This is a genomic window from Mesorhizobium sp. CA8, from assembly GCF_020164955.1.
In the GTDB taxonomy this organism is placed as follows: Bacteria; Pseudomonadota; Alphaproteobacteria; order Rhizobiales; family Rhizobiaceae; genus Mesorhizobium.
This window is the reverse complement of the sequence record NZ_JAIUHG010000001.1, coordinates 448,152-466,720: the sequence shown is the minus strand read 5'-3', so window position 1 is coordinate 466,720 and position 18,569 is coordinate 448,152. Positions and strand designations below refer to the sequence as shown.

16 protein-coding genes and 1 pseudogene are annotated in these 18,569 nt (G+C 61.5%); 9 read left to right on the top strand and 8 right to left on the bottom strand.

Annotated features, from left to right (window positions below; genetic code table 11):
- Window positions 1–3: 3 nt before the first annotated feature.
- Both trpD and LB553_RS02615 read right to left on the bottom strand, forming a co-directional pair.
- Window positions 4–1,014: an anthranilate phosphoribosyltransferase gene (trpD, locus tag LB553_RS02620; protein ID WP_224510335.1), complete on the bottom strand. Its 1,011-nt coding sequence runs from the start codon at window positions 1,012–1,014 to the stop codon at window positions 4–6.
- The gene (locus tag LB553_RS02615) at window positions 1,011–2,906 is read right to left on the bottom strand and encodes a peptidylprolyl isomerase (RefSeq protein ID WP_224510333.1); all 1,896 of its coding nucleotides are present in this window, start codon (window positions 2,904–2,906) and stop codon (window positions 1,011–1,013) included. Before LB553_RS02615 ends, trpD begins: the two co-directional genes overlap by 4 nt.
- A gap of 143 nt (window positions 2,907–3,049) precedes the next feature.
- On the opposite strand from LB553_RS02615, the gene tpiA reads away from it, so the two are divergent.
- The 5 genes from tpiA (at window position 3,050) to LB553_RS02590 (ending at window position 8,363) form a co-directional block, all read left to right on the top strand.
- Entirely contained in the window at window positions 3,050–3,817 is a 768-nt protein-coding gene (tpiA, locus tag LB553_RS02610; protein ID WP_224510331.1) for a triose-phosphate isomerase, read from the top strand.
- 301 nt (window positions 3,818–4,118) lie between these two features.
- Window positions 4,119–4,631, top strand: a complete 513-nt coding sequence (gene secG, locus LB553_RS02605; protein ID WP_224510328.1) for a preprotein translocase subunit SecG — start codon at window positions 4,119–4,121, stop codon at window positions 4,629–4,631.
- Window positions 4,632–4,843: 212 nt separating this feature from the next.
- Window positions 4,844–5,962 (top strand): L,D-transpeptidase, encoded by a 1,119-nt coding sequence (locus LB553_RS02600; protein WP_224510325.1) that lies wholly within the window; start codon window positions 4,844–4,846, stop codon window positions 5,960–5,962.
- Between the two features lie 195 nt (window positions 5,963–6,157).
- Window positions 6,158–7,795 carry a CTP synthase gene (locus LB553_RS02595; protein ID WP_318011476.1) on the top strand — a complete coding sequence of 546 codons (1,638 nt, stop codon included), beginning with the start codon at window positions 6,158–6,160 and terminating at the stop codon, window positions 7,793–7,795.
- 22 nt (window positions 7,796–7,817) lie between these two features.
- On the top strand, window positions 7,818–8,363 hold the full coding sequence (locus LB553_RS02590; protein ID WP_224510320.1) for a DUF1697 domain-containing protein: 546 nt from the start codon (window positions 7,818–7,820) through the stop codon (window positions 8,361–8,363).
- A 144-nt stretch (window positions 8,364–8,507) separates the two neighbouring features.
- Here the strand turns inward: LB553_RS02590 and LB553_RS02585 are convergent, their stop codons facing one another.
- Window positions 8,508–9,965, bottom strand: coding sequence for an NCS1 family nucleobase:cation symporter-1 (locus tag LB553_RS02585; RefSeq protein WP_224510319.1), 1,458 nt, complete (start codon window positions 9,963–9,965; stop codon window positions 8,508–8,510).
- 299 nt (window positions 9,966–10,264) lie between these two features.
- Between LB553_RS02585 and LB553_RS02580 the strand changes: the two genes are divergently transcribed.
- The gene (locus LB553_RS02580) at window positions 10,265–10,567 is read left to right on the top strand and encodes a DUF982 domain-containing protein (RefSeq protein WP_095765383.1); all 303 of its coding nucleotides are present in this window, start codon (window positions 10,265–10,267) and stop codon (window positions 10,565–10,567) included.
- Between the two features lie 229 nt (window positions 10,568–10,796).
- Here the strand turns inward: LB553_RS02580 and LB553_RS02575 are convergent.
- The 5 genes and pseudogenes from LB553_RS02575 to LB553_RS02550 all read right to left on the bottom strand — a co-directional run.
- Window positions 10,797–12,116: pseudogene (locus LB553_RS02575) on the bottom strand (PQQ-dependent sugar dehydrogenase); the annotation flags it as partial.
- Window positions 12,117–12,881: 765 nt separating this feature from the next.
- Window positions 12,882–13,184 carry a hypothetical protein gene (locus LB553_RS02565; RefSeq protein WP_224510315.1) on the bottom strand — a complete coding sequence of 101 codons (303 nt, stop codon included), beginning with the start codon at window positions 13,182–13,184 and terminating at the stop codon, window positions 12,882–12,884.
- Between the two features lie 268 nt (window positions 13,185–13,452).
- Window positions 13,453–13,869, bottom strand: coding sequence for a curlin (locus LB553_RS02560; RefSeq protein WP_224510313.1), 417 nt, complete (start codon window positions 13,867–13,869; stop codon window positions 13,453–13,455).
- A 259-nt stretch (window positions 13,870–14,128) separates the two neighbouring features.
- Window positions 14,129–14,527: a curli-like amyloid fiber formation chaperone CsgH gene (gene csgH / locus LB553_RS02555; protein WP_224510311.1), complete on the bottom strand. Its 399-nt coding sequence runs from the start codon at window positions 14,525–14,527 to the stop codon at window positions 14,129–14,131.
- 70 nt (window positions 14,528–14,597) lie between these two features.
- A complete protein-coding gene (locus LB553_RS02550; protein ID WP_224510309.1) occupies window positions 14,598–15,035 on the bottom strand; it encodes a curlin in 438 nt (145 codons plus the stop codon).
- A 915-nt stretch (window positions 15,036–15,950) separates the two neighbouring features.
- Here LB553_RS02550 and LB553_RS02545 point away from each other — a divergent pair.
- The 3 genes from LB553_RS02545 (at window position 15,951) to LB553_RS02535 (ending at window position 18,565) form a co-directional block, all read left to right on the top strand.
- Entirely contained in the window at window positions 15,951–16,607 is a 657-nt protein-coding gene (locus LB553_RS02545; protein ID WP_224510307.1) for a hypothetical protein, read from the top strand.
- A complete protein-coding gene (locus LB553_RS02540; protein ID WP_224510305.1) occupies window positions 16,604–17,302 on the top strand; it encodes a hypothetical protein in 699 nt (232 codons plus the stop codon). The genes LB553_RS02545 and LB553_RS02540 overlap by 4 nt, the downstream gene beginning before the upstream one ends.
- Before the next feature lie 162 nt (window positions 17,303–17,464).
- Entirely contained in the window at window positions 17,465–18,565 is a 1,101-nt protein-coding gene (locus LB553_RS02535; RefSeq protein WP_224510302.1) for a glycosyltransferase family 9 protein, read from the top strand.
- The last annotated feature ends 4 nt before the right edge of the window (window positions 18,566–18,569 follow it).

The window sequence follows — 18,569 nt, the reverse complement described above, 5'->3', positions numbered from 1 at the left end:
GCCTTATCCGTTCGAAATCTCGACGAGCTTGTCCAGCACGCCAAGCGCGCGGCCGCTGTCGATCGCTTGCGCCGCCGCCGCGATGCCGTCGGCCAGCGTCGTCGCCTTGCCGGCCACGACCAGTCCGGCGCCGGCATTCATCAGCACGGTGTCGCGATAGGCGCCGGCCGCTCCGCCCAGCATATCGCGCAATTCCTTGGCGTTGTAGGCCGCGTCGCCGCCGCGCAGCTCTTCCTTGGTGTGTCGCTTCAAGCCGACGGCTTCCGGCGTCAGGGTGAAGCTGCGGATTTCGCCGCCGGCAAGCTCAGCCACCTGGGTCTCGCCCGTCGTGGTGATCTCGTCATAGCCGTCGCCATGGACGACCCAGGCGTGATCGGCGCCCAGCGCCTTGAGCGTCTCGGCGACCGGCATGATCCATTCCGGCAGGAAAACGCCGACCATCTGGCGGCTGACGCCGGCCGGGTTCGACAAAGGCCCGAGCAGGTTGAAGATGGTGCGCGTGCCGAGCTCGACGCGGGTCGGTCCGACATGCTTCATCGCCGGATGGTGCGCCGGCGCGAACATGAAGCCGACGCCGGCCTCGTGGATGCAGCGACCGATCAGCTCCGGCGAGATGTCTATTCTGACGCCCAGCGCCGTCAGCACATCGGCCGAGCCGGTCAGCGAGGACAGGCCGCGATTGCCATGCTTGGCGACCGGCACGCCGGCGGCGGCGATGACGAAGGCCGAAGCGGTCGAGATGTTGACCGAGTGCGAATTGTCGCCGCCGGTGCCGACGATGTCGATGGCGCCGTGCGGCGCCTCGACACGCAGCATCTTGGCGCGCATCGTGGCGACCGCGCCGGATATCTCGCTCACGGTCTCGCCGCGCACGCGCAGCGCCATCAGGAAGCCGCCGATCTGGCCGGGCGTCGCATCGCCCGACATGATGATATCGAACGCCTCGCGGGCTTCCTCGAAGGAAAGCGCGGTGCCGGTGGCAACCTTGGCTATGTGTGTCTTCAGCGCGCTCATCGTGTCTGTGCTTGCGAAACGGCGTTCGGATCGATGCGAACGGCATATTGCGATTGCAACTGCGCTACCAACTGGTCGAGCAGGTCGTCTGACATGCCGGCGCCGAAGGACTTCTGCGCGTCTTCCGGCACCGCGCTGCCATCGGCGCCCGCCGGCTCGAAGACCTCGGCGACCTTGAACAGAATCTGGCCGTCGCCGGTGGGCGAGGGGATCAAACCGGTGCCGCCTTCGCCGACGCCGAACATCGCCGCAGCACCCTCCTTGCCGAAATCGGCATCGTCGGCTTCGCGCTTCAGACCACGCTTGGTCTGTTTTTCGAGCTTGAGCTCACCGGCAATGGCGTCGAGCGTGGTGCCGGCCTTGAGGCGCTTCTCCAGTTCCTCAGCCTTCGCGTTGAGCCGCTTGTCGGTCTCGGCCTCGGTCCAGTCGGCCACGACCTTCTTGCGGACTTCGTCCAGCGTGCGATCGCGCGCCGGCGTGATCGACTGCACCTCGTAGAAGACAAAGCCGTTGTCCGCGGTGGTCAGGCCCTCATTCTCGGTATTGGGCTCGGCCGCGAACACCGATTTGATCAGCGCGGCCGATTCCGGCAGGTCGTTGACGATCGTGCCGTCCGGGCGCTGGCCGGTCCGGTCGATGGCGTCGATGGTGACGACCTTGAGCTTCAGCTTCTCGGCGGCCTGTGCAAGCGAGGCGCCCGAGGCGCGGGTATCCTCATAGCTGTCATGCACGTCGAGGAGGATGCGGCTCGCTTCGCCGAGCGCCAGGTCCTTGCGGATCTGGCCGGACACTTCCGAAAGCGGCTTCACCACCTGCGGCTTGATCTCTGTGACGCGCAAGAGCACGGGACCGAAGGCGCCCTGCACGACTGGACTCACCTCATTGGCATTGAGCGAGAAGGCCGCATCGGCGACCGCCTTGTCGGCGATCTTGTCCTTCGACAGCGTGCCAAGCAGCGTGTCGGCCGGTGTCTTGCCTTCGGCGGTGATGAGCTTGTCGAAAGTGGCGCCTGCCTTCAGCGAATCGTAGGCGGCCTTCGCCGCATCCGGCGTCTTGAACACCAACTGCTCGATGGTGCGCATCTCGGGCGTCGTGTAGCGCGCGATGTTTTTCTTGTAGTCGTCGCTGACCTGCTGGTCGGTCACGGCGGACGGATCCGCGATGTCCTGAGGCTCCAGCCGGACATAGGAGAATTTGCGGTATTCCGGCGCGGCGTAGTTCTTCTTGTTGGCGTCGAAATAGGCATTGAGGGCGCTGTCGGACGGCGCCTCGATCGGCTGCACAAGCGTCTTCGGCAGCACGAGATAGTCGATTGTGCGATCCTCGCCGCGGTAGAGCGAGACCGCCTTCAGGAAGGTCTGCGGCACCTTGAGGCCGTCGGAAATCGCCTCGACGATCTGCTGGCGCACAGCCACCTGCGCGCGGTTCTTGAGGTAGTCCTCAGGCCGCATGCCGAGCTGGCGCAGGAGATACTCGAAGGTCCGGCGATCGAATTGGCCGCTAGGTCCCTTGAAAGCCGGATCCTCGCGCGTCAGATCGGCCAGCCGATCCTTGGAAAGGCCGAGCCCGAGCTTGCGCGCCTGCTCGTCGAGCACGGCGCCCGAAACGAGCTGCGCCAGGACCTGGTTGTCGACGCCGAGCAGCTTGGCCTGTTCCTGGGTGACCCGCTGGCCATATTGCTGCGACAGAAGGCTGAGCTGGCGGTCATAGGCGAGGCGGTACTCGTTGATCGAGACCTCCGTGCCGCCGGCGGTGATCACCGCGTGATGGCCGCCCAGCACGCCTCCCACCATGCGCGTGGTCGCGCCCCAGGCGAGGAAACTCACCACCAGCAAGGACAGCAACGCCTTCGCGACCCAAGTGCCTGCCGCGCTTCTCAATATACCAAGCATACATACTTCCGAGTTTTGCGCATTTTCGCCTGCGCCGAGTCTGAAACAAGCGCAATAGCGCCCTTCCGGTCCACTGTCGATTGCTTTGTGACCTGATTTTGGTAGTGAGGGCGCTGCTTAATGTCGCTCGGAGAACGCGCCCCATGACCCCTGGAATTCGCCCGCTTGTCGCCGGCAACTGGAAAATGAACGGCACTAGCGCCTCGCTCAACGAGTTGCGGTCGATCGGCAACGGTTTCATGAGCGGGCTCGACGCGGAGACCGAAGCGCTGGTGTGCGTGCCGGCGACCTTGCTCCAGCGCGCCGCCGAGATCCTGTCGCGCACGCCGGTGCGAGCCGGCGGAGAAGATTGTCATCCCAAGGAGAGCGGCGCCTTCACAGGCGAGATTTCGGCCGAGATGCTCAAGGATGCCGGCGCAAGCCACGTGATCGTCGGCCATTCCGAACGCCGCGAGCTGTTCGGCGACAATGATGCGATAGTCAATGCCAAGGCATCGGCCGCCTGGCGGGCAGGGCTTGTGGCGATCATCTGCATCGGCGAGACGCGCGCCGAGCGCGAGGCGGGCGCCACGCTCGATGTCCTGTCGCGCCAGCTCGAAGGGTCGGTTCCGACCAGCGCTACCGCGGCGAACACCATCATCGCCTATGAGCCGGTCTGGGCGATCGGCACCGGCCTGACCCCGACCGCGGCCGACGTCGCCGAGGCGCATGCGCACATCCGCGGCAAGCTGATCGGGTTGCTCGGTGATGCCGCGGCCAGGATGCGCATTCTTTACGGCGGCTCGGTCAAGCCTTCCAATGCAGTGGAACTGCTCGGGGTCGAGAATGTCGACGGCGCGCTGGTCGGCGGCGCCAGCCTGAAGGCGGCCGACTTCCTGGCGATCGCGGAAGCTTATATGAACATCTCCTAGCCTGCGTTGATATTCAGGTGATGCCGGCCTGCGAACGATGGTTTCCTGCGCTTCCGGTGCTCACGTACTTCAAGTACGCTCCGCTCCGGTTCTCGGAAACACCGTTTCGGCTCGGCCTGACCTGAATCTCAACACACCCTAGCCCGTCTGCCAGACTCGCGCGGCATAAATCGTTGTATTGGCCGCATTGCTTCCCATATTCCCGGCCACGGGCTTGGAAATGCCGCCAAAGCATTGTAAGGAGCCGCCTCCAAAACACCGGTCGTATGCGCGGCAGCGCTTGGCCTCGCCAGGATAAATTATGGAAACCGTACTGATCGTCATACACCTCATGGTCGTGCTCGCCCTTGTCGGCGTGGTGCTGCTGCAGCGCTCCGAAGGCGGCGGCCTGGGCATCGGCGGCGGTTCCGGCTTCATGACCGCGCGCGGCGCCGCCAACGCGCTGACCCGCGCCACCGCAATCCTGGCGGCGGCCTTCTTCGTAACCTCGCTGGCGCTGTCGATCCTTGCCCGCTACGGCGAAAAGCCGATCGACATCCTCGACCGTCCGGCGACGTCCAGCCAGGGCAACGGCGTGCTCAACCAGCTGCCGGGTTCCAATGGGCCGGTGGGCACTTCCAAGCCTGCGGCTCCGGCCGGCAGTGCGGCTCCGTCGGGCGGCACGACGACGACCGCGCCACTCGCCAATGGTACGACCGCGCCGGCCCCGGCAACGACGCCCGCTCCGGCCGCTCCCGCGCCCGCGAATCCGGCCACGCCGCCGGCAAACAATGGCGTCGCCTTGCCGGTCACCCCGCAGGTTCCGAACCAGTAGCCGGACAAGCACCGGGCCGCGATCTGTGGTTCTTTGAACACAGTCGCGGCAAATGCGCGCCCGATCACGAAGATTCAACCGGGCGTAGCGCCTGCCTCAGCTTGAGGCGATGACGGCTAATCGATTATAGAATGCGCGCGGCACTATTCGGCGTCCTTGGGGGGCGCCGGGCGACGCCGTGGGCAACTTGCTTTAAAAATCGGATCTTCGCCATGCAGCTTCGCAGCTTAATCCTTCTGGGATTCTGTGCCGTCCTCGGCATGGGTTCCTTGGCCCTTGCCGGACCGGCAAATCTGGCCACTTCCCCGTCGGTTGAGAAGACCGACGCAATTCCTGTCGCCGCCAAGAGCGACGCATCGCAGCTGAGGCTTCTCAAGAAGAAGAAAAACCCGAGCTCGGACGATCTTGCGCAGATCAGCAAGCTCGAAGCCAAGATCGCGGCCGACAAGGAAGCCGCCAAGCAGAAGGCGCTCGATGCTCGCAAGATGGCGATGCGCGAGGCGGCCAAGGCCAAGGCGGACGCCGCGCGCCAGGAGTGGCTCGCCAAGAAGAGCGGGGGCGCCGAAGTCGCCGACGCCAAGCCTGCCAGGAAGACCGTCAAAGTGATCGAGCCGCTGGCACCGGTTGCCCCGATCGCTCCGATCCAGACCGCCGAGCCGATCCCGGCCGAGGTAATGAACATCACGGCCACGGGCAACAATGGCGAGCTGCGCAGCGAAAACCCCGGCCAGAAGCAGACGAGCAGCGGCGGGCTGTTCGCCGGCCTCTTCGGTGGCGCCCAGGCGACTTCCATCAACTATTTGCCGGAAACCCGCGCGCTGGATTCGGCGCTGGCCAAGAAGGCGGCCAAGCGACCCTTCAAGGTGAAGCCGGAATTCGTGCCGCAGGATGTTTCCTTCTCGGGCTACGAGCCGGGCACCATCGTCATCGATACCAGCGCGCGCCGCCTCTACCTCGTCGAGTCGTTCTCCACTGCCCGCCGCTATGCCATAGCGGTCGGCCGCGAAGGCCTGCAGTTCAAGGGCACGGTAGCCGTCGGCGACAAGCAGGAATGGCCGCGCTGGATCCCGACGCTCGACATGCAGAAGCGCGAGCCGAAGCATTATGGCCAGTACAAGGATGGCATGCCCGGCGGTGGCGAGAACCCGCTGGGCGCGCGTGCCATCTACCTCTATGACGGCAAGAAGGACACGCATCTGCGCATCCACGGAACGATCGCGCCGCAGTCGATCGGAACCAGCGCCTCCAATGGCTGCTTCCGCATGATCAACGAGCACGTCATGGATCTCTACAGCCGCGTCAAGATCGGCACGAAGGTTGTGATTATATAACGACTTTCATCAAACTGCCGAAAGGGCCGGCATCGCCGGCCCTTTTGTTTTGACGCATGTTGTTTCCCAAAAACTGCTTTGCACTTTTGGGCAACATGTTTCGCCAAGCCTCCCTCGGGAGCACCGACGTCATTTTGGGAAAAAGCCTTCGCGGCGGTTTTTTCTCTGGCGGAATCAATCAGGCCGCGTTAAGCGATGACTCCCATGGCGCGATATGTATTCATCACAGGCGGCGTGGTTTCCTCACTCGGAAAAGGCATCGCCGCAGCAGCTCTCGGGGCTCTTCTGCAGGCGCGAGGCTATCGCGCGCGGATCAAAAAGCTCGATCCTTACTTGAATGTCGATCCCGGAACGATGTCCCCATATCAGCATGGCGAAGTGTTCGTGACCGATGACGGCGCCGAGACCGATCTCGATCTCGGCCATTACGAGCGCTTCACCGGCCGATCGGCAAACCAGCAGGACAACATCACCACCGGCCGCATCTACAAGAACATCATCGAGCGCGAGCGGCGCGGCGACTATCTCGGCGCGACGGTGCAGGTGATCCCGCACGTCACCGACGAGATCAAACATTTCGTGCTGGACGGCAATGACGATTACGATTTCGTGCTGTGCGAAATCGGCGGCACGGTCGGCGACATCGAGGCGATGCCGTTCCTGGAGGCGATCCGTCAGCTCGGCAACGACCTGCCGCGTAACAACGCGGTCTATGTGCATCTGACGCTGATGCCCTACATCCCGACCGCCGGCGAACTGAAGACCAAGCCGACCCAGCATTCGGTGAAGGAATTGCGCGGCATCGGTATTGCGCCCGACATCCTTTTGGTGCGCGCCGACCGGCCGATCCCGAAGGAAGAGCGCAGAAAACTTTCGCTGTTCTGCAATGTGCGCGAAAGCGCCGTTATCCAGGCGCTGGACGTGCCGCATATCTACGACGTGCCTTTGGCCTATCACCAGGAGGGCCTCGATTCGGAAGTGCTGGCGGCCTTCGGCATCGACCCGGCGCCGAAACCACGCATGGAGCCGTGGCAAAAGCTTTCCAGCCATATCCACAATCCGGAAGGCGAGGTGACCATCGCCATCGTCGGCAAGTACACCGGCCTCAAGGACGCCTATAAATCGCTGATCGAAGCGCTCTCGCATGGCGGCCTCGCCAATCGCGTCAAGGTCAAGCTCGACTGGATCGAAAGCGAGATCTTCGAGAAGGAGGATCCGACGCCCTGGCTGGAGAAGGTGCACGGCATCCTGGTTCCCGGCGGATTCGGCGAGCGCGGTTCTGAGGGTAAGATCCTGGCGGCAAAGTTCGCGCGCGAGCGCAAGGTACCTTACTTCGGCATCTGCTTCGGCATGCAGATGGCCTGCATCGAGGCGGCCCGCTCGCTGGCTGGCGTCGACCATGCATCGTCGACTGAGTTCGGCCCGACCGATGAGCCGGTCGTCGGCCTTATGACCGAATGGCTGAAGGGCAACATGCTGGAGAAACGCCGGGCCACCGGCGATCTCGGCGGCACGATGCGGCTCGGCGCCTATCAGGCCGAACTGGCCAAGGGCTCGAAGATTGCGGAGATCTATGGCGACACGCAGATTTCCGAGCGTCATCGGCACCGCTACGAGGTCAACATCGACTACAAGCAGCGGCTCGAGGATTGCGGCCTGGTGTTTGCCGGCATGTCGCCCGACGGCGTGCTGCCGGAAACGGTCGAATATCCCGACCATCCCTGGTTCATCGGCGTGCAATATCACCCCGAGCTGAAGAGCCGGCCGCTCGACCCGCATCCGCTGTTTGCCAGCTTCATTTCGGCCGCCGTGGATCAGTCTCGGCTGGTTTGAGCGACCAGCCGGCACATTGGCCATGCAAACTTATGTCGCGTTGCTCTACAGCATCATACTTGGCGAGGGGCGGCGCGTGGTCATGGCCGACCTCAAGGCTATGGCCGAGGAGCTGGGGCTGAAGAACGTCCGCACGCTGGTCGCGACCGGCAATCTGGTGTTCGAGGCGCGGGCGGGTGAAATCTCAAAGCTCGAGCAGCGGCTGGAAAAGGCCTTCGAAAAGACCTTCGGCCGCCGTGTCGACATCATCGTGCGCGGCGCCGAGGACTGGCTGAAGCTTGCGGCCGGCAATCCATTCCCGGCTGAATCCGCGACTACGGCCGATCAGGTTGCGGTACGCGTGATGCGCGAGCCGGCACCGGCGGATGCCGTTGAAGCGCTCCAGGCCTATGCCGCCGGGGACGAGAAGGTGCTTTGGGTCGACGGCGATATCTGGCTTGTCTTCTCGCGCGAGCGGCCGAACTCGCGGCTGCTGGCCGCCGCCAATCACAAGCGCTTCGGCGTCGGCACGTCGCGCAACTGGAACACGGTGCGCCGGCTGGCGGAGATAGTAGGCAGTAGGCAGTAGGCAGTAGGCAGTAGGCAGCAGGCAGCAGGCAGCAGGCAGTAGGCAGTAAGCAGTAGGCAGTAGGCAGTAGGCAGTAGGCAGTAGGCAGTAGGCAGTAGGGTGGCATCTTCTGTTGCCTAGATCCCTACTGCCTACCGCCTTGTTTCAGGCCTTGGCGGTCCTTGCCCCGGCGCCAAGCGCCATGGTGCGCAGGACGTAGTAGACGGCGCCCGCGATCGCCACGCCAAAGAACCAGCCATAGACGCCCCACCAGGACGGCAGCCAGTTGGTGAAGTTGGGCAGGATCGAGGAGAAGATGGCGCCGATGCCGGCGGCGATGAAGGCGTTGACATGCCAGCCGCTCTGGAAACGGAACTCGCCGTCCTCGCGATAGAGCGCCTCGACGTCGACCTCGCTTTTGCGGATCAAATAGTAGTCGACCATCATCACGCCGAAGATCGGTCCCATCGTCGCGCCGATGATGTTGACGAAGGAAGCGGCGCTGCCTTCCCATGGCGCGAAGGGATAGAGCACCAGGGCGATCAGCGCCGCGATGTAACCGCCCTTCTTGAAGTCGATCTGGCGCGGGAACACGTTGGAGAAGTCAAAGGCCGGCGAGACGAAATTCGCCACGACGTTGATGCCCAGCGTCGCCACGGCGAAGGTCAGCGCGGCAAGCGCCGCCAGGAACCAGCTGTCGAACTTGGCCGAGATCTGGTCGGGATGCAGCAGCACCTCATGGTAGACGTCGTAGGCGGCGATCGTGGTGACGCCGGCGACCAGCGAGAACAGGATGAGGTTGACCGGCAGGCCCCAGATGTTGCCCTTGCGAAGTGCTGCATTGTCCGGTGCATAGCGGGCGAAGTCGCAGAAGTTGAGATAGAGCGCCGAGAAATAGGTCACCCAGATCGCTGCCACCGCGAACAGGGCGGTCCAGGACCCAGGCTCGCCCGGAACGCCGGCATCCTTGGTCCTGTCCAGCAGCACATCCATCGGGATGTCGCTGGTGAAGGCGAAAGTGCCGGACTTCACGCAAAGAAAAATGGCCAGGATCAGCATCATGATCCAGACGGCCGGGCCGGCCCAATCCTGGAAGCGGCGGACGGTTTCCATGCCCTTCTGGATGATCAGCAACTGCAGCGCCCAGATGATGACGAAGCAGATCACCTCGAGCGTGGAATGACCCAGCATATGCGAGCTCTTGTTGAACTCGTCGAACCATTGCAGGCGCGTCAGCAGCGCGACGATCGCGCCCGACGCCGCAGCCGTCTGAGCGCCGTACCAGAAGCAAGCGACGATGGCGCGGACCAGGGCTGGGATGTTGGCGCCCCAGATGCCGAATGAGGCGCGGGCAAGCACGGGGTAGGGCACGCCGGTCTTCACGCCGGCATAGCCGACCAGGTTCATCAGCGCGTAGATGATCAGCGAGCCGATGCCGATGGCGATGACGAAGTTGACGAAGCCGCCGCAGAACAGAAACAGGCTGGCCGCCAGATAGTAGCCCCAGAGGCTGTGGACGTCCGAGGTCCAGACGTTGAAGATCGAAAACGGTCCCCAGTTCCTGACGGTTGCGGGAGCCAGATCCTCATTGTAGAGGTCGGGCGATGCGCCTTGAATGGTCATTGCATGTGTTCCCCTTTTGCAAAACGCGCCCTCACGCGTTTAATCGCGGAGGTTAAGCCTGACGCAGGGGAACCGGCAAGCAATCCATTTGCCGGCTTTCGCCTTAAAGATATTCAATGAGAATCGCCCTTATCCGCTGCCTTGCGGCGCGCGTCGAGCTTGAGTCGCGACGGTGCTTTCGGGGCCGGGGCGGACTGGTTCCAAACTTTTCCGACGGCAACCAAATTTGTTTGGAACTGATTCGCGATACGTGCGTTTATTGCGGTTCGGCTGCATTGCGGTCGACCGGGAGGATAATTATGGATCGCTTGCATTTCTTTACCCCAGTGCGAATTGCGCGTGGGCAGGGATACCCTGTGGAGGAAGTCGATAGCGTCTCCGAGGCGATGGTGTTCCTGCGGAAATGGCCAACGGGACGGCGCGGACCGGTTTATCAGTGCGCCCTGAATTGCTGCGCGGCGGCACTGTCGGGCAAGATGTCGGCCGAGGAAGCGCGAAAAGCCTTTGTCGGCTTTGCTCGCATTACCCGGCTGCTCGACGATGACATGGCGCTGCCGCTGGGTGGCGCGTCGATGGACAATGTCCACGCCCTGAGGCGCTAGGGGCGAGTCAGCATTTCGCAAATTGAGAACGCTGCGTCTGACCTGCGCGGCGGTCGTGTCGCGGACGTGCGTAGGTCCGTCAGAGGGCGAAGCACGGAATAATTGCAACTCCAGGCGCGTTATTTCCTTCAGACGATGCGAGTAACGCGCAGCGCGCGTAACTGGTAAAAGATGCGCTTGAACAGGTCCGATAAAGGCAGCCAGAAAGCACCGGCGCTCGACGCCCGTTCGCGCGGCTGACCCGCCAGATGACATTGCCAACGTCGTCGGCGACGAGCAACGCTCCGGCCCTGTCGACAGCAACGCCAACCGGACGGCCCATGGCTTTGCCATCACGTCCGAGAAAGCCCGTGAGCACATCCTTCGGGGACCCGCTCGGTCTGCCTCCACGGAACGGCACAAAGATTACCTTATAACCGCTGTGCACGTTTCTGTTCCATGAGCCGTGCTGGCCTATAAAAGCGCCGTTGCCGTAGGCGGGGCCGAGCGACGCGCGGCCGGAGAAGGCCAGTCCCAGCGAGGCGGTATGGGAACCCACCGCATAGTCGGGCTTGACCGCCTTCGCCACCAGATCGGGGCGTTGCGGCTTGACGCGTTCGTCGACGTTCTGTCCATAATAACTGTAGGGCCAGCCATAGAAAGCGCCGTTGCGAACTGAGGTGATGTAATCGGGCACGAGATCGTCGCCAATCTCGTCACGCTCGTTCACGGCGACCCAAAGCTTGCCGGTCTCAGGGTTCCAGGAAAGCCCGTTCGGGTTGCGCAGCCCCGATGCGAAGACCCGGATGCTGCGGCTGGACCGATCCACCTCAAGGACGGCGGCGCGGTTCTTTTCCGCCTCTATGCCGTTTTCTCCAGCGTTGCTGTTCGAGCCGACGGTCACATAGAGTTTGCTTCCGTCCGGACTTGCGATCACATCCTTGGTCCAGTGATGGTTGATGTCTCCGGCCGGCAAGTCGACTATCTTTTCTGGTGGCGTGGTTACTCGGGTCTGGCCGTTGGAGTAGGGAAAAGCGACGAGCGCGTCGGTGTCGGCGACATAGAGCTTGCCCTTGGAAAGCGTCATGCCGAAGGGCGAATTAAGGCCTTCTGCGAAAATCCGGCGCACATCGGCGATGCCGTCACCATTGGTGTCGCGCAGCAGAGTGATGCGGTTAGCGCTGGTCGTCGCCGCGCCGGCCCGCCTCATGGCCTGGGTCATGAAGAGCTTTCTGAGGCTGAAGCCATCGTCATGCTTGGCAGGGGCATTGGTTTCAGCAACAAGCACGTCGCCGTTCGGGAGCACATGCAGCCAGCGCGGATGGTCGAGGCCGGTGGCGAAGGCCGTCACTCTCAGCCCCTCCGCCGGGGTCGGCATATCACCTTCCTGCCAGCCTGTTGCTTGGGCGATGTTAACAGTCGGGATCAGCGAGGGTGTTGGTTTCGGCAGAGTGGGGTTGGGGCCGTAGCCGGCTGCCGCCGGCGTTTGCTGCACCGGAACGCTGGAGCAGCTAGCCATGAGGATAACCAATACGACCAGGACCGAGTTTCGCGGGAAGTCGGCGTACATCGGACGTCCTCCGCACGGATTGCGCCGTGGTCTTCGCATAAACGCCATCCAGCGGCGTTTTATTCCAAATTGACATCGAAAACCATGCCGCGCGGTGAATTGGAAGCATTAACACCCCTTGTTCGATTCCAAACCTACAGGAACCGGGGATCAGAAAAGGTAGCAGAAAAGATACTCGCGGTCAGCGCTTAGTTGAGTGGAGAGGTGTCTGCTTCTGCACCCGGAATGGTGGCGGAGGAGGTTGGAAATATAAGGGATAAGTCTGGCCAGAGATTCCGCAACTTAGGGGTCAGGCTGATCGAGGACGCCACAAGGGCGCTTGACCAGCCTGCTCCTGTCCGCGACCAAAAGAGCGGACCGGCGCGAAGATGCGATAGTTGCGCCCAGTCAGTCGCCAGCGGGAAAAGCCAAAAAAGGCCATCCAGGTAAATGCGGAGATCGATGGCCTCTTTTGCAATACTGCAAGGCTTAATAGGCCTTCTTGGGGGCTGCCTTCTTGGCGGCGCCCCTCTTGTGCCTGACTGGGCACTTGTGCTTCCTGGTCACCTTGCAGGCCTTCGTGACGTGCTTCTTCGTGGTCATAGCATCCGAAGCGGGCGCTGAGCTAGTTGCGGCCGTCGCTGCCGGCGCCGGCTTTGTAGCCGCAGCGGCGTTGTTGGGACCGAGAACTGGCATCGAGACGGCGAGCGCGAATGCAAGACCGACGACGGACAGAAGAGACTTTTTCATGTGCCTGTTCCTTGTTTGGCAAGTCGGGTTTGAGCGTCACTCATCTGGATCGATGGGTGTCACTCCGAGCAGCTTCAAAGCTTTCGCGAACATCCGGATCCCCTGCGCCTCTTTCTTCTTGGCGCAGTACCGGTTTCCCTTTCTCTGAAGAGCCTTCGCCGCGGTGACCTGCATTGCCGCGGCATGCGTTTTGAGGGCTTCGTCAACTTGACGGCTAAGATTGGTGCAGCGCTCGGTCCGGGTGAGCGGTGCCACCTTTGAGGTGGGGATTCCGGTCGCTGCCGCGGTAAGCGACAAGCTGAGCAACGCACCCATCAAGTTGATCGAGATTCTGTGCATCGCTTGTCGCAAACCCGAGCAAGTGCAGCACTGCTGCAGCCGATGAACTGACCCTCTTGAGCACAATACGGTTGAATGATTTCTGGAGTTTTTCCTGGATGTTTCTGGATTGTGTCTGGCGGGAAACGTTCGTCTCGCCGGGCGTTCCGACCGCAGCCCTCGATAGCGTCTCCGAGGCAATGGTTGCGGGCCTCGCGGGCGCAATCGATCATCGGCGGCGGATGCGTGCCGGACAGTCGTCACGTATCCGCAACCAGGCGATTTCTGCCTACCACCCGAACAGGAAAGCCGCGCCGCTCTGCCTGTCGCCGGCCTGCACGACGTCGGCGTCGGTGTTTCGGCCAAACTGGAAGATACCGTAGGAATTGTCGTTGCCGTTCTGGCGCAGGGTAGCGGAGTGTCCGCTGCCCTCCTGTCGAATTATGCCGAGATTGCCGGCTCCGTCCTGACCTATGCCGGCACGGTTGTTCCACCCGCGCTGCCTGATATGGGCAGCGCTACGCAGCCCTTTGTAAACCGAATAGGCGCGCAGGCCGAGATCCAGCGCCCGCGCATCGCGAGCCGTCGGAGGCGAGTAGTAGAACCCGATCGAACCGCCCGCCTTCGCCGGAGCGCAGAAGAGGGGCAGGCCGACGGCGCTCGCGAGCGCGATGGCGGCGATAAGTTTTGTGACCTGGCGGTTCATGATGCCTCTCCTTGTGGCTTCATCATCTGATGCGCCACAGTCGCACGGCGAAGCTGAACCGTGGTGGAAGGGTTCGTTCAGCCGCGGTTCAAGACTTGGAGCGGCGCCGCCTTCGACGGAACCGCCGAAGCCTTAAATACTTGGTTTTGCATCACTCCGGGTGGAAATCCACCGCGCACTGCAGTCGTTCCGGTTTGATGAAAATGAAGGGCTCCGGTTGCCCAGAGCCCTCCTTTCGATGCTCGAAGATAGCCGGCGCTCAGGTCGCGCCGGACACCTGTTTGACGCAACTGACACTCGCCGCGCCTGCGGTCACTTTCAGCTCAACCTCATAGGCGCCATTCCCCTCGACACTCATCTGGCCAAGCGACACCGGATTGCCCGGACGGGCGTCAAAGGCGCCCTCCTGCCGGATATTGGCGGAGCCGGATCTGCCACCACGGGAGACGCTGACCTTGTAGGTGCCGTTAATGCTCTCGTCGGCATAAACCATGGGCTCGAGCAGGATGGCGTCGCCTTGGAGCGTGTCCCGGATCTCGCATCGCAGCGGTCCGGAATTCGAGCCATCCTTGCCGGCCGTCGCGGCAGTCGCGCTGGCGACGATCACAGCCAGGAACGCGGCAGATGCCGCTGCTGTTCGCTTATCCAGTTTGGTCATGGATCATCTCCTTGTGATTGCAGGACGGTGGCCGACACCACTCTTGCCGACCTTGCCGACCGTCCACGGTTCAGGGGCAGTCCTGGACGAAGGCGGCGACGTTGCCGCTGCCACCTTGGCTGACGTCGGCATTGCACCCGTGGCCGACCTGGACGCCGGCGGCGATGTTGCCGTTGCCGTCCTGTGTCAGGATCGCGGTGTGGTTCGAGCCGAACTGGGCAATACCTGCGGCGTTCCGGCTGCCGTACTGATAGGTCGCTCCGTAATTGTTGACGCCCTGCTGCCCGATCACCGACCGGTTGCGATGACCATATTGCTGGCCTATGGCGGTGTTGAAGCGGCCATCCTGATAAACGTGTATGCGGTTGCGGTAGCCGTGCTGGGCGCCGCCGGCGGAATTGCGCCAGCCATATTGTTCGATGTTGACGTTGTTGGCCATCGCGGGCGCGACGGCGGTGAAGCCGACGACGGCGGCAAGGGCTGCGGCGACGACTGATGTACGGGTCATGGGACTTCTCCTTCGATGCGGTAGGGACCGCGGGGTTGGACGGCCCCTTTGTAGGAGGTTCGGCCCGAATGGAGGCTGAAGGCTCCATTCAGCGAAAGTTCATGGCCGCTTCATTCAGACATTGCAGAACTGGTAGCGCGTCTCCCTTCAATTGAAGCCATCCCGCCCAGGCGCTCAACCATCGCACCACCAGCCAAGTGCCGGTCCAACGAGGTCAGCCACGGTCACTGTGTTTGGAGACCAGCAGATGAGCGATTAACCCTTGGTCAAAACGGCTTTGATCTGGTGCTGTCGACTGCAAATGACACTAGGCGAGTTCGCGGGGCCCTCGGCAACCCGTTGATTTGCTTGCAGAACAGCAACGGCTGCGGCAACTAAAGAAACTCGTGGAGGCACGTATCCAAAGAGCATCCAATTTGGCCGGGTTCTTGGAAGCTTTTCGAACGTTCTGTCTGCTCCTCCAGCCGAATTGCGTGCGCTTATGAAAGAGATTGGACTTCCTGTCACGGATTGGGGCAAACTCGGGCCGTGCGCTCGCCATCGGGGGTTCGAATCGGAGGAGCGCTACCGCCTTTCCCCCCACTCGCTAGGTAGGAACAAAGACGGAATCCTGGCTTCAGATCGAAAGGAACACGCAATGCCAGAGAATGCGATTTGGAGGCCGCAGCCGCTTCTACGCCGAGAGCTTTCCCGACAGCGCGATGGATGCCGCTCACAGTGCACGGTCGCCACCGCGTCAAAGTGATCCGCTGTACTTCGGGTCTTCCGCTTGCAGTGGTTCCCTGCTTAATTCGAGTAAATCCGCACCAATTATAGAGTTGCCACGTGATACCAATCTACATTGGGTATGACCCACGCGAATCCCGAGTTCTAGAGGTAGCGCGATGGAGCGCCTATCGGCGGACGAGCAGGCCGTTGCAGATACAGCCACTCGTGCTCAAAGAGCTTGAAGCCCAGGGAATCATGAAGCGACCGATGGTGGTTCGTGATGGGAAGCTCTGGTGCCCGATTTCCGAGGCACCGATGGCGACCGAGTTTGCCATATCGCGCTTTGCCGTTCCGTTTATGAGGCAAGGCGGCTGGGCCATGTTCTGCGATTGTGACGTCCTGTTTCTGAAGGATCCAGTCAAGCTGCTCGACCTAGTCGATCCTTCCTACGCGATTATGGCGGTTAAGCACCAGCAACGCGAATCCGAAGCGGTCAAGATGGACGGACAAACGCAGACGTTCTATCGCCGCAAGAACTGGTCGTCGGTCGTTTTGTGGAACCTGGATCATCCGTCCAACAAACGGTTGACCAACGAGATGCTCAATACGTGGCCTGGACGTGACCTCCACGCCTTCAAATGGCTTGAGGACCATGAGATCGGGGAATTACCTTTGGCATGGAATTACCTCGTAGGGGCTTCGGCTTCGGAACTCGACCCCGCCGATGTCTCGCTGGCGCACTACACGCTCGGCGGTCCTTGGTTTGCGGGCTGGTCTGGCGCCACGCAATGGGACGAATTGTGGAGCCGAGAAGAAAGCATTCTGCGCGCGTTTGAGGAACAGGCGGTTCAGATTCCCCCATGAAAACTCGGCTTTTGAATCACTTGCCAACTTTCTCAAAGCCCATTCTTCGCTTGTCCAGGGTCACGGGTCCCGCTTTGGTGATGGGGTCGGCACCGAATTTTCGCCTCCCCGAGGGACATGATGCCGATTGGGCACTTGTGACCGTCAACGCTTCCCAGCTTTTGGCGGAAACCTTCGGTCTTCCCGTTCCTGATGTCGCCCTGATACGCCGCGGCATTTTAGTCGGTGCGGGCGAGCAGGATTGTTACAAGCGTGATTTGTTAAAAGGACGACAGGCAAAGCATCTGATCATCCCGGTTTGGACGGACGTTGAGGACAAGCTGAAAGCCGGTTGTCGTACCTTCAATTATCGTTATGACACCTTGCAAGGGCTTACCAAATGGCAGCTTGCCAACATCGTCTGGCGGCTTAGCGGCAAATATCATGTGTCCCGCCGTTGGCACCGGAAAATCTCCACCGGAGTCTTCGCGATCATGCTGGCGCGTTTCGCTGGTTTCGCTCCTGTTGTAGTCAGCGGGTTTTCCCTGTCTCAGGCCGGGCATGGATACGACACCCGAAATGCCTTTCGATATCACGCCGACGAAGATGCGGCTTTGCTGCGACTGGTCGTGAGAAGAGGAGAGCCAATCTACGCGGAGGATAGAGACTTCGCGGCAGAAACCGGATTGCCCTGGTGGCAGGGACAGATGCCCTGACGAGTGTTTCTTAGACAAACCGCAATATGAGCCCATTCCGAACTTTATAGCAAAGATGAGCTGGCTCCGACGTTGAAAAATGGGACAAAGATTTCTCGGAGTGCGAGCCGACCAACGACCAGCATCCCCCACCTTCGGGAGTTCGGTGCGGTGAATACTTCGATGGTTGATCGGCAGAGCATTAGGTCCATTCTCGTTATTCAGACGAAGTACATCGGGGACGTCATTTTGACCTCGGTGCTCGTGCGAAATCTGCGCCTCGCTTGTCCAAACGCTGCGATAGCCATGCTTTGCGCTGCTGGCCTGCGAGACTTCGTGGCCACCCAGAATATCGCAGACGAGGCCATCGGATTCGACCGTCGAAGTGCTGGTAGAAGTCTGCTTCAGCGAGTGAAGGAATATTCAAGCTTGGCTGCTGACCTCCGCCGCCGAAAATTCGATCTTACCATTGATGTGACTGACTCAAAGACATCAAGGATAGTGCAGAGGGCAATCGGCGCCCCGCTGCGCGTTGGATACAATCCCCCGGACAGGCGCCTGAAATTTTGGGAAGTTCAGCCTGCTAACATATTTGCTGAAGCACGCGGCCATGGAGGCGCACACTATTTGTACCGATATCTGTCCCCGCTTGAAGCGCTTGGGATAGAAATACGCGAAGTGATACCGAGGCTCGAACCCACACCAGTCGGGCGAAGCGCGTCTGCCCAGGTTCTGGCGCGAAGCAATCTGGCTACAAAAGCTTTCGTCGCAGTACACGCTGGAGCAGGGTTCGAAGGGCGGCGTTGGCAACCTGAGAGGTTCGCTGCAGTAATCGACGAGGTTTATGCAACGACGGGCCTGCGGTCACTACTGGTTGGTGGACCCGATGAAAGTGCGACCGCCAAAGCAATCTTGAATGTGGCAACGTCACCTTTGGTGAGCGTTGTTGGTAAGGTCTCGCTTGAGACACTCACTGCTTTGCTTGCGGACGCATTTATCTTTCTGGGAAACGAGAGTGGCCCAATGCACCTGGCCGCGTCGGTCGGAACCCCAGTTGTGGGGTTGTATGGCCTCACGTCGCCCGACATCTGGGGGCCTTTGGGGGTGCTTCACCGCACCGTTGAGCCGCCGTTGCCTTGCCAGTGTGTTGCGCCCGATTTGTGCAAACCCGGCAACCCGAGTGCAGTCTACTGCGTTCATCGGCTACCTGTTGCCAAGGTCGCTCAAGCGACAAGAGACTTGATAGATGCAGTGAGACGACAGGCGGATGAGACGGCCATTTGAACCA